7 protein-coding genes and 1 pseudogene are annotated in these 12,743 nt (G+C 39.6%); all 8 read right to left on the bottom strand.

Going from position 1 to position 12,743, the window contains the following annotated elements; all coding sequences use genetic code 11:
• Positions 1–120 precede the first annotated feature (120 nt).
• The 8 genes and pseudogenes from R8N46_RS09655 to R8N46_RS09620 all read right to left on the bottom strand — a co-directional run bounded on the left by R8N46_RS09655 (position 121) and on the right by R8N46_RS09620 (position 12,675).
• Complete coding sequence (locus R8N46_RS09655) at positions 121–2,238, bottom strand: retron Eco8 family effector endonuclease (protein WP_029809391.1); 2,118 nt, start codon at positions 2,236–2,238, stop codon at positions 121–123.
• A gap of 175 nt (positions 2,239–2,413) precedes the next feature.
• Entirely contained in the window at positions 2,414–3,190 is a 777-nt protein-coding gene (locus R8N46_RS09650; RefSeq protein ID WP_115385932.1) for a TIGR02391 family protein, read from the bottom strand.
• A gap of 299 nt (positions 3,191–3,489) precedes the next feature.
• Positions 3,490–5,274 carry a DUF262 domain-containing protein gene (locus R8N46_RS09645; RefSeq protein ID WP_258870105.1) on the bottom strand — a complete coding sequence of 595 codons (1,785 nt, stop codon included), beginning with the start codon at positions 5,272–5,274 and terminating at the stop codon, positions 3,490–3,492.
• Positions 5,275–5,286: 12 nt separating this feature from the next.
• On the bottom strand, positions 5,287–5,406 hold the full coding sequence (locus tag R8N46_RS09640; RefSeq protein WP_250156715.1) for a DUF262 domain-containing protein: 120 nt from the start codon (positions 5,404–5,406) through the stop codon (positions 5,287–5,289).
• Positions 5,399–6,664: pseudogene (locus R8N46_RS09635) on the bottom strand (DUF262 domain-containing protein); the annotation flags it as partial. The pseudogene R8N46_RS09635 and the gene R8N46_RS09640, both read right to left, overlap by 8 nt.
• 83 nt (positions 6,665–6,747) lie before the next feature.
• Positions 6,748–6,954: a hypothetical protein gene (locus R8N46_RS09630; protein ID WP_029809394.1), complete on the bottom strand. Its 207-nt coding sequence runs from the start codon at positions 6,952–6,954 to the stop codon at positions 6,748–6,750.
• Between the two features lie 126 nt (positions 6,955–7,080).
• Entirely contained in the window at positions 7,081–11,781 is a 4,701-nt protein-coding gene (locus R8N46_RS09625) for a DUF3320 domain-containing protein (RefSeq protein ID WP_318098377.1), read from the bottom strand.
• Between the two features lie 342 nt (positions 11,782–12,123).
• On the bottom strand, positions 12,124–12,675 hold the full coding sequence (locus R8N46_RS09620) for a VRR-NUC domain-containing protein (protein WP_029809396.1): 552 nt from the start codon (positions 12,673–12,675) through the stop codon (positions 12,124–12,126).
• Between the last annotated feature and the right edge of the window lie 68 nt (positions 12,676–12,743).

Genomic DNA, 12,743 nt, shown 5'->3' with positions numbered 1-12,743 from the left:
CAGACACATTAATCAGCGCGACCAGATTAGTAACTATTGGGACTGTACTCAAAGTTACTGGAAGACGAACTCCCAGAAACAAAGAGAGGGAGGGGCAAGCCCTCAGATACTCGTGAAAACTCATATCTCCCCTCTACTATCGGGTTGAAGCATACGAATAATATCATAAAGCTCAGGGAAGTAAACCTTGAAGGTACTTCCAAATGTCTGATTCTTATGCAAAGATTGAGTTTCTATATATTCAACGGCATAGTTAATAAAGTTAGTTGTCCATCCGTCTGTTTTCTCGAGATCTTTATTTTTAACAGTGGCTTGCTCTAGTAAACCCATTAGCAATTTAGCGTGTCTAGATGTGTATCTTAGGTTTCCGTTTACTTTATTACCTTTTTGCATGGTTTGTTTGTACGCTTCAACATTAAAGTGACTATAGTCAGTAAGAGCTTTAGACTTTCCATTGAAAATAACTCGTATATAATCAATTAACATATCTTCGGTTATGAACTTACTATTATTAATCCTAGTTATAATTGATTGAGTATTAGTGCCATACTTTTTGTCTAACCAACCATATAGAATCTCAGCACTGCTTTTCTGAATTAGACATCCTTCCAAAGTTGTTCTATTAATGTAGATATTTTTTTCCAATAAGCGTTTTTTTACGGCGGAAAAAATTTTATCAAAATCACTTTCCTTTAAGAAATCTTGTTTTGTAGGATCAACCTTAAGATTCTTTTTATCACACGACAATAAATATTTAACATTCTTCATTTTGTCTTTTTGTTTTTTACTAAATCCGAGTTTGTATTTATTAAACTCAGCCTCTAAAGTCTTCTTCCAGAAGTTAAAATAATTACCGTTTTTTTGTAGTTTCAATTCAAAACTATTCGGTTGACCTTTAACTGATATAGCCTTATCAGCATCAAAGAGAAACATGTAGGGGATCGCGGAGTTAGAGTAAGAAGGGTTAACTCTCTCCCCAATGACATTACTACTACTCTTATATATATCGATATTTCTTAGATGTGGAAAGTGCTCTGATAGCATCATATTGCCAAATACTTCTAATTCGCTTTCCCCCTCAACAAATAGAATATAATCACTAAAAAATAATCTAGCTTCATTATCGCTAAATGTGTTAATAAAGCTTTCACTATCATACGTTGAATTTAGAGTATGAATCGATGTTGTTGAGTCACTTCTCTTTTGAAAACAAAATACTCGTTGATAATCACGAAATTTCTTGATTATCTCTTTTACAATATTTGGTGAATGCGTAGTCAAAAACACTCTTGGTCTTGTTACTTTATGATCACGACCGTTATTGTACTTATAGCTGTTATAGATATCGTGAATTAACACCTCATTCATTTTTGGATGAAGCCCAAGCTCAGGTTCGTCAATAAATACAAACGGTGTTATATACTCCCTTCGCGAAATTGTAATTAATATTTTTAAAAACGTCTTAATGAAATGAAATGAATTTGTACCATCTGAGTGATATTTAAGATCATTTTCATCTATCTCAAATCGATATCCTTTTAAGCCCGCCTTAATATAGCTTAATAATTTTTCTTTTTGTGTGCTCGGTTTGGTAGAAATCGTGCTATTTAGTTCGGATATATAGTTTTTATATGAACTTTCACCATCAGCGTTAATGGACTTGTCAAAAAAGTCAATTATAGTTTGATCATCTATTTTTGACAGATTGAATGACTTCAATCGTGATATAAGATCCCATAAGCTATCCCATTCATGTAGATCCATATGCCTAGGTTCAATATGGAAAAAAGGGAAAAGGTATAAAATCAGATTTAGCGTCTGCTTATCATTTGTTGACCACTTTACCTTTCCATCGTTATATATATTCAACGTTAACGTATAAGTAGTATGGTCGTTATCGTATCGCATCAATGTAAACATACTTCGTTTATGCAATGGAACGAGTTTTCTAATGATGAATGCGAAATACGTGTTGGTTGGTTGCTTCCTAGCGATTCTAAAGATTCTAGTCATATCAAAGGTTATTGATATCGAACCTTTATATGAATAGTTTGAGTTGAGCTTGGGCGGCAACTCTTCTTTTCCTTCTAATTTGTTGTAAAAAAACTTTAAGACTTTAAGTAAATTAGATTTACCTACATTGTTCCTACCAACAATACAGTTCATATCATTCAAGTTATTGACGACCAGTTCATCGAATGATAGTAAATTAGTAATTTTGATTGCTTGTACAGTCATAATACACTCGAATATATTTTTATTCACTATATCATGATCTTAGAGCTTTTTCTCCACTCAAGAACCTATACAAAGGGAATTTAGGCGCTAGAGAATAATGTATCAATAGTGGGCGGGGGATTTTTGTTCTATGAGTCCAAAGTGAATTTATGCTTTCACAGCAATATCCAATTTCCTATGTATGAATGAATGATGTGGTAGACAAAACATCTAAAGCATCTTGTTCGCTCATTACCCAGTACATTTTGGGTGCATGAGCAACTGGGTTGCGCACTGCCCCAAAAAGTCCAACAAGCATATTGCTAAAGCCTTTCTGTTCGCTTATTTCTGTTTCTGTAGTTAAAGAGTTGATTTTTAGTACAGGATTTTTAACAGAAAATGCTGTATTTACGAGTTCAGCACCATCAGTTGTTAATAGGGACATATCCCGAATTCTTTGCGCTATACCTTTTATGGCTTCTAGAACTGCATGAAAGTAGTTTTCATCGAGTAATTCAGCACGGCAATACTTAAACACTTCAGTGTGAGCACCTCTATCTTCAAGCTTTACTCTTAGCGCTCCAGCTCTCTCTCTTGCTCCTTTAAGGGTCGTCTCTTTGTCTGTTCGGATAGTTTTTCCATCCTCTCGGACATGAAAACCAGAGAAAGACAGAACCACATTCAGCTCAGACCGACGCCATTCAAATTTTTCTTTATCACGAGCATAGTTAACAGGATTCAATGCACGATTAATAAACATAATTAGATGGTTACCAACTTGATACGTATTTTGAGCACTGACTAAAGCGTTAAACAACCTCTTCCATTTGGTCATCGTTGGGCTGATATCAAGGATTTTGCAATCCTGAATTAAATATCCTAACTCTGCTCCTGTTAAGCCTCTTTCAGTGTCAGCAAGCACTCGGCAAGCTGCCTCTAAAGTTTGTGCATTGAATGGTTCAATTCGTTCCATGACTTTGTCTGTATAATTTCATTTGATCAACTTGTTTTATAATCTGCTATTAGGAAAAGTAGGTCAAGAACTGGCGCGAGAGATTAGTCATAGATCTGGAGCTAGCGCATTTTGAGGCAAAGGTGATTTAAGCAACTACGAAGGATTCCTTCCTAGTTGCCAGCACGGAATAAGGGCAATTCGAGTTATCTTTTTTAATTTAGTAAAACATGAATTAACTTATATGGAAGCGGAACCGAGTCACAGTTACGAAGTCCGCTTAACTGTATTCAATTCAAGATTAGCTCTTACAAATTACACTACTGATTACAAAGAGTCTTGATCATATGAGTTTCATGGTTAAGGATATTTTTTCGCCCTACTCCATCAGGCCCCCACTTATGGTAGCTCATCATAATTGCTTGCTTTAAGCTCTCTGCACGATTGTTCTCTTGATAGAACGTCTTCTTATCTTGCGGAGAGTAATTACTAAGCCTTGAGTTACTGCTTGGCGAAATAAGACAGAGATTGCCAAATCGATCCACATCGTCCATCTTACGTGCGCCAGATGGATCGGTTTGCGGGAAGTAATGTTCAACAGAGGTTCGGAATGAAAACTGGAAATCATCAAAGTGCTTCCCAAGTTCTTTTTTACCTATACCATCAAACGACTCATCGTCAGATAGACGCTTCCACAATAGGTAGTCTAGTCGATTAAACACGAAGTTTTGGACGCCCGTCCCTTGATGCAAGACGCCAACATTATCCTCCCTAAACTCAAGTTTCGAACCACCACAAATTTCATCAAAGTAGCTATCACTCAGAGCTTCAAGATCTATCAAGTACGTACTACCATCGACTTCCAACCTTTCATTGTCAGTAGCTAGGATATTTAATATCCTTAACGCATCATTTAACCAACGCTTATAGACTAATGCTGGATTCGATACATGGAACATTGCCAATATCATGCGAATCTTTTCGTTATGGTCACTAAAGGCATTTGGATACTCAGGACTTAAACTATTACCGTTTTTATAAGCATTGAGCCTTAACAAACTCCACTTACGTTTTTCATCGTGTTGATCAGGCTTAATTATGTAGCTATCAAATAGAATTCGGTACTTAAGCAGTTGATACACAAAGTCTTTGGCACCAACCCTCAAACCATCGTCTTTAGAAATAAATGAATCGATCAGCTTCTTGTCATCTAACGAAACGTTTTCTTCTGTCTTCATAAGTTTTAAAACATGAAGCAAGAAGTTTGAGAAGTCGATAACAGTGCCAAAACGCTCTTCTTTCTCTCGATCTTCATCATCACTGTTTGAGCTGGATGTCTTGTTGGCGATAATTTCTCGTAGCGTCATTGCATCTTGCTTTTGCAGCTTGCTCGTGTGCTTATTTTGTATAGCTTCAAAGCTATGTGGCATGGTTTGCCAGTCGTCACCGAATACTTCTTTTCGCAAGTCAGATTGAAAGCCCATCTGCGTATAGCGCTTCATATTCGAGCAAGCATCCCAAATTGTAGAAAAGCAGCTTCTTTCCTCATCAGTAGAAAGTGTACCCATGAACTTCGCTTTCAATACTTCATGCTTTTCCAACTGCTCACCACGGTTGTTCATGATCTCAAAGTAGTGGTTAAGATCGGTTTGCGGTGGAACAACAACTCTTAGTATGGTAACGCTTTCTAACAGGTAATCGAAAAACTGCTTAGTTTTATCGTCTGCGTCTAACCCTTTGGTTTTGAAGTAACGCTGAATAATGTTAAAGGCAGCATGGATGTTAGGTTCTTCTGACTCGCCATTGGTTTTACCTGTATAGATATCATTTAAGGCTCTGGATGATTTTGGGCGACTATCAAAGGTTAAATTAATATCTAGCCCTTCGAGTTCGTCGGTATCCAGTACTTCTCGATGTTTTAGATATGCCAATAAGATAGAAAGCGTTGTATGCCTTTGCTGTCCATCAATGGTTTCGTATACCACATTAGGTTGGTGTGAATGAGTTGTACGCTGATAAACAACGAGGCTACCCAGATAATACTTAGCTTGTTGGGCGGTAGCAGCTTCATCTGATTGAGTAATAAGCCCAGCGGCGTCACTAATATCTTGGATAAGCTACTCAATCTCAGGCGCACCCCAAGCGTAGTTACGCTGATAGATAGGAATCACGTATTGAGTTTTGCTATCGAAAAGATCTTTAACTGATAACTGCTCTACTTGGTTCGAATCACTCATTTGCACTTCCCGATTTCATTGATTCAATTGATACCTGCACGTCCTTAGCGTTATTGAACTTAGGCTCTTTGATATTAGGAGGCTGAAAGTTCAACACCTGTTGAGGGTGAACGGCTTTTCTAATTGCTCTGAACAGCCCGCTACGAGTTTTGGCGTAATTGTCTACCGACTCCATGCCAATGCGTTGCAAATCAAGACGTAAGAAATACGCCCAGCGATAGCAGATCTGTGCTGCTTTATCTAATTCCACATCACCGAACTTATCGTAGTAGTACATCACCGCACACAGGAATAGATTTCGCACATAGCTGTCTCCTTTACGGTTGCTGCCACTGTACTTAGTGTGTTCCTCTACAAATGAAGCGAGCGTTGCATCCTTGCCCACAAACAAACTTGAGTGGATGGTCATATAGTGCTGAATGTACTCAAAGAACCGTTTTCCGTTGATCATCACTTGATCAACTTGGAATGGATAGCCCTTGGTTTGCTTATCCCATTTACGCGCAGGATCGGCATTAAAGGTTTCAATCGCATAATCAAGCGCAAGCATTGCATCGACATAAGCGTATTGAGTGCTGTCTAGGTTGATACCTTTGAACACATCAATGTTATGGCGACTAAATTGAATGCCGTAGTCTCCGTCAATCCACCGACGCATTCTGAACAGGAATTCCCCCAAGATGGTGTGCAAGTTTGCTGACTCATCATCAGGGTTAACGCCCTGTTCCCACAAACTTACATGGTGCAGACGTTCGGTTTGCTCTGTTGAGTCCATCATTTCACGTAAGTGGTAAGCCTTTAGCAAGTCATGAGGGGCAAGCGTTTTACCACGAGCGTTTTGCGAATCGAAGAACTGGAACGCTTCGCTCAGATCATCTAGCGTAACTTGGATAAGCTCACACTTAGTAAGAACAAAGTTGAGTAGTTCCTGCTTTTCGGTAGCAGGCAGACCTGCTACTCGTTCAGAGATAATCTGTGCATTATTCTTGAGGTTTTCGATACTGACTGAGGATTCAAACTTATGCTCAAGAAGAGTCGATGAAATGCTTTTATCTGCCCCATCAAGAATGGTACAAAGTAGCGTTAAAGTGAGCAGGCGCTGCTGACCATCAACGATGTTGAGAGCATCATCTTTTTTTTCACTTTCTGAACCTTTGTCTTGATGCAGTACCACCGTACCAAGCCGATAACATGGCTTAGCACGATGGTTAAAAATGTCATCAATCAGTTGATTGACGTGCTTAGGCTGCCATTTGTATGGGCGTTGGTACTAAGGAATCGTGAGTTTATGCTCTAACAACTGCGCAATGGTTTGAGGTTGATTGAAGACAATTGCCATAATTACGCCACCTGCTCAATAATAACTTCAGTTAGATACAGTTGAGTAGCTTGAAACTCTTTTAAGCGAGCTTTATGTTGGTCGCCTAGTGTCACTAACTCTTTAAACGCAGGCAGAATGAACCTAGTTATAATATCGGTTTCATATAACTTGGCTTTGTTGATACTGGTGACCATTCCGTGCGCTCGCTCAGTTTGTCTTCGTTTCATCAGTATACCGTAAATACTATATGAATCCGATAGTCTATTGCTGAACATAAGATGCTGTTATGCATAAGAAACACGGTCAAAGGGTTCCACTGAGCAATGACTCAGTGGAATATGGCTAAGTTCGTACTAAGCAACTTGGTAGGTGTCGCCTTTTATTTCCAAATGACCTAATTGAACTTGCTCAGACAGTATTGTTTCTGTTCTATCTTTCATCGCTTTACTTGTGCTAGAAAAACCGAGTACTTCCGTAATCGACTTAACTAGGTCATCGCTAGATATAGAGAAAGTATCCTTAACAGTCTCTATTGCGGCTTTTGCGATTTCACCATCATAGATCAAATCATACTTGCGCTCGTTTGATGGGAGTTCAACTCGATTACGAATCGTAATTTCACCTTGGCTTTTAGCAATAATGAATTCTCCGTCTAATTCAACTTTACCTTGCCGATTGAGTAAACCGATACCATCTAGAACCGAGCGATTTATCCGAGCACCACTTCGAGAGCTACCCACCGCAGACAAAAGACGAATAGTTAGATGTTTGACGTGAATTGGAGATTCAAGCTCTACAACTTTGAGAATATCCTCTGCTAGGGCAGTCGTGCTTGCTTCTGGGATCGTATCGCCATATCCAAGGTATAACTGCTCTGTAGGGAAAACTTGGTAAACGGCAGCAGATGCCTGATGTTCAACTTCCACCCTTTCAATCGCCGCTTTTGGCTTTGATTTTACAGTCTTTTCAACAATAGACTCTGAATCATAGGCTTCATAATAAGCAATAGCTGACTTGATAGCATCATTTAGCCTTTCCGTTTCTTTATGATGGCTGCGGAACCAATCAGTACTCCAAATACGGTGAAAACGCCAACCAAGTCCTTCAAGGACACTCTGACGAATACGATCTCTATCACGTGCGCTCTTTGAACTATGGTATGTCGCGCCATCACACTCTACCGCAAGCATATAGCGACCAGGTTTATTTGGATCTCTCACTGCAATATCAATATAGAAACCTGCACAACCTACTTGCGGTTGAACTTGATAACCTAGAGAGTGAATTGAAGAAATAACGTCCTCTTCAAAAGGTGAATCAGGTGCTTTGCCTGTCTCTTCTCGCTTAACGAGATCACCTGTTTCAGCATAATGTAAGAAGTTCTTCAGCGCACGAACACCAAACGGAGATGCATCAGTCGTTGGCATCTCATCACCTTTGAAGTTACTGAATACCTCCATGCACATACGAGCACGTGAGATAAGAACGTTGAGTCTCCGTTCTCCGCCATCACTGTTTAGTGGACCGAAACTCACTGGCAAGCGACCTTCGTTCGTCTTACCATAGCCGATACTGATATAGATGGTGTCACGCTCGTCACCCTGGACGTTTTCAAGGTTCTTAACAAAGAAATCTTCCCCTTCCTCATGCTCTCCAAAGAAGTCCTCAAGATCTCGGTTCGCTTTTCTTAGTCGTTCAACTTCCAAAAGGATTGCATCCCGCTGAGCTGTGCTGAATGCAACAACACCTAGTGTTTGATTTGGCGTTGTCTTAGCATGTTTAATTACAGCTTCTGCAACCTCTGCCGCCTCTCCCACATTACTTCGTGAGCCACCACGATCGTATGTAGTATTCGGCAAGTAGTTAAAACTCAAACCTTTCGCATGAGGGTTAATGCCCGATGAGGGGAAAATCATCAGCTTATTGTCATAAAACTCTTGGTTAGACACTGCAATCAATGACTCATGACGGCTACGGTAATGCCATTTAAGCATCTTTTCTGTTGTACCTGACGCTAAGAACATGCCCAGAATACTTTCCATATCCGCAGTGAGGCTTTCTTCTGCGTCTTCATCATCTAAGACTAATTGTTTGCCGAAGAAACTTGTTGGCGGCATCTGCTTGGTATCACCAACCACGATAACCTGCTTACCACGCATAATAGCCCCAAGTGCATCAGCAACTTTAACCTGTGAGGCTTCATCGAAGATTACCAAATCGAAATCAACCACACCTGGCTCTAAATAAGTCGCTATCGACATTGGACTCATCATAAATACGGGCTTGATCTGCTGGATCACACGACCTGATTTATTAAGCAGTCGTCTGATTGGCATTTGACGGCGCTTCTTATTGAACTCACGTCTTAAAGTTTCAACTTCACCTCTTGCTGATGGGTTTGGCAAATTATCGTAGAGCCGCTTAACCAATGACTCTTGAGCAAAGTGGAACAGCCGCCCGTCTATGAAGCTGAACTGCTCAATCTGTTTTTCATGCTCAACTCGATCGAAATAACGGATTTCATCTCTTGAATCATACTGATGTTCAACAAGTGAGCGATAAAACGTATATTTGAAGCAGTCACGGAAAAGTGTTGTCGCATTAGCCCAAGTAAATGCCTCCTGTTTCCATTTTGAAAGTCCGATTCGGTCTAACTCAGCTCCTAAGCGGTTAAAGCGAGTTAGAGGGTAGAATTTTTGAATATCTTTACCCAACAACTCAACATCATCAATAGATAAAGAGTCACAACAGTCAGTAAAGTTCGTCAGATCTAGCTGAAGTAATGAAGCTAATTCGTTCAGCACACCTTCACGCTTACTGATTAACTCTTTTACATGGTTAAGCTCTGTTGTGGTAAATCCAATTTCCTTTGAAGGGTCTAAGTACTGTGCAGCACTCGCATCGAGTGAGCCAGACTTAATTCCTGAATGGCACTGGTGAACCCATTGAAGCGGTTTTAAGATCGCGATCCAGTCAGTACTCTCATTTTTAAAATGACTACCGATAGTATCTATTGCTAGTTGTGCAGAATCGATGAAGCGCTTTTGAGTCGAGCGATATTCCAATACGGTATCAATTTTTTCAATCCATTCACTTGCACCACCAGCAAGTCCATTCTTACACATGCCAGCATAAGTACTTTTCGCTCTTCGATAATCACCTGATAAGAATCGCCACCATTTCTGACCAGTCGTTAGCAATGAGCCACGGACAGGCATCCAATCGTAATCTAAAGCATTATCGACAAAGTATTCTGATAACTCTGCCTTTTGATCTTGTAGAGTTGCACCTTGAAGAGCGAACTCGAGTATCGCATCACCTTTAGACTCCCAAGCGGAAGAATTCACATCAACGCTTTCAAGCTCGGGTCTATCTGCAATAAGAGAAAGACCCTCTAAAACCGAGATACAGTCTGTGTAATTATAGATAGGTGAAACATAACCAGCGCAGGTATGAAGGCCTTTAACCTGGTTAATAATTTCTTGCTGTGTTTCTTCTAATTCAGAGACGAGTTTTTGAGCCACCTTATCATCAGACGGCGAATAATCTTTAAGAGTAGTTGATGAAAACAGATTGAGGCTTGGCGCATCGTGCTCACTTAAATAGTCAACAGTCTCAGTTATCTTCGCCAGAGCAGATAAGTAATAACTCTTATCCCAGACATTTAAATCAAAGTTGGTACTTGGTAGTTCATCTAAGTCGATTAAAGCGTCAGTAACGATTCGCTCAAGCTGTGAGCTATAACCTAGAGCATCATGATAACTCACTTCGGTATTGGCAATACTTTCATTCACCGACAGACAGTAATCATCCAACTTATTACGAAGAGACACCAAGCGGTCTATATCGTCACTTCTCTCTGGAGTGACAGGAGCATGCTGCATCAGTGTACTTTCTAATGAAGAAAGTACTGATTTCTTGTTAGCTTTGTGGGAGTGTAACTCTAATACTGAATCACCAATATGGCAGTTATCTAGTCGGCGTTTAACAACATCAAGCGCTGCCATTTTTTCAGCAACAAACAGCACTTTTTTATTATCAGCTAAAGCCTGAGAGATGATGTTTGTGATAGTTTGTGATTTACCTGTACCAGGAGGACCTTGAATAACAAGATTAGCCCCTGACTTTGCAGCTAATACGGCTTCTGTTTGGCTCGAGTCCGAATCTAAAACCAGTTGAACTTCTTCCACACGGTTAACGTCCATTGGTGTTGAATCGAGCAAAGTTGCATCATGTTCAAAACCTTCCGTAAACAGCTTTTTAATTAAGCTATTTTCCGATGGTTTTTTACCTTCAGGCCACACTTCATCTGATAAGTCCTGATACATCTGAAACTTACCAAAAGAGAAGAAACTTAATACTATTTTATTGCTTTCTACCGACCAACGCTGTTCACCTGAAATGGCAATCGCAACTGAATTTAAGTATCCTTGGAAATCATAACCCTCTTCTCCTTCTTCAAAATCAGGTAAGACAATACCGAACTCCATTTTAAGCTTAGCGGCAAGGGTAAGGTTTGTTCCTAGTTCTGATTCTGTGTAGCGAATTTTGTATGCATCACCCGCATCAGCTCGGAAAATTTCAACAGGGATAAGTACTAAGGGAGCATGTCTCGGTTTGTCAGAATTATCATCTTCAAACCACTTAACGAAACCAAGAGCAAGATAAAGTAGATCAACACCCTGTTCTTGGACAAAGGTCATAGCTTCCGTGCTCAGCTTTAGTAGGCGAGTATCAAGTGATTTTCTAAATAACTGAGTTTGCAGAGCGTTATCAGCGTGCCTTTTATCACCATTTGTTTCTTCAAGATGAGCTGTCAAATCAGTTAAAGATATCGAATTGCTATTCTCTTTCTCTAGAGAATCGGGAGCTGGGAGAAATGACATTGTCTTTGAGTCCTCAACCAAATGCTTAAACACTTGTTCAGACTTTTCGTCAACAATGTCTAGAATTTTGGCTCCCTTACCGACATTAAGTAATGTATTTCCTCTAAGACCCATATCAAGGAGTTCTTGACGGCTTTTATCAAAAATATCTTTAAGATTCGAGTTCATGTTGCAGTTAAAACCTTATATTTCGTTAACCGTATTGTATAGAAACTAACTAAGTAATATACATAATATGGTTCAAAACTGAGTATGTAACAAATACATTAATCACTTGATTCGTAACCAGTAACAGGTTTAATGAGACGTTACGCAACCATATTTTGTACTCTTTTTCTAGAGGTGACACCGATACTCTGGCTTTTTGCTCCGTATCTTCCAAGAACAAACCCAAGTTTAGTCTGCACTGCTTTTAAATAACTTATCAGCATGGTGAACAGCGCTGGCCACCTAACCCCATTCCATTGAACCATAAAGCTAAAGCTGACTTTAACTGAAACTACCAAACAGTTAGTTGCGTTTTATCCACGAATGCGGAAACTCAATTATATCTAGGACATAGCTCTTGGGTTTATAAACTTGGTTATCTTCCGCCAAATATGCAACTGCAACATCACACCCTAAAATTGACTTAATTTGAGCCATACATATTAGCTGTGATTTAGATATACGATCCGACTGTTTTTTCACTTCTACAAACAAAACCGATCCATCCTCTTTGTAAAGCATTAAGTCTGGCTCTCCCGACGTTAATCCCTTCCTTAGAGCTTTGAACATTGCCAAACGTATAGGGTCAGTGTACTTAGCTACGATAGCTCGACCTTGATTATATTTATGGTTATTTGGTTCCCAATCTCCCAACGCATAAAATGCGGTACCATGCCAGCCTAGCTCTAAATACTGTTTTAGAGCATAGTATTCTCCGAAGTGGTAGTTTGGTTGATTGTGTACATCTTGAGGCACAAACAAGGACTCAGGAATCCAATCTTTACATCCACTTTTCCAATCGTCCAGCAACGATTGTGGATATGAAAAAACCGTTTCCGTAATTTTAAATTTCATTCGTTTTTCCTTAAACATTATACTTCAAACACAGAAGCCAATTTGAGCCTAAATTACCAAGCGTTTTG

Source organism: Vibrio sp. 1874 (genome assembly GCF_033344395.1).
Classification (GTDB): domain Bacteria; phylum Pseudomonadota; class Gammaproteobacteria; order Enterobacterales; family Vibrionaceae; genus Vibrio; species Vibrio alginolyticus.
This window is presented reverse-complemented; position numbering and strand designations above follow the sequence as displayed.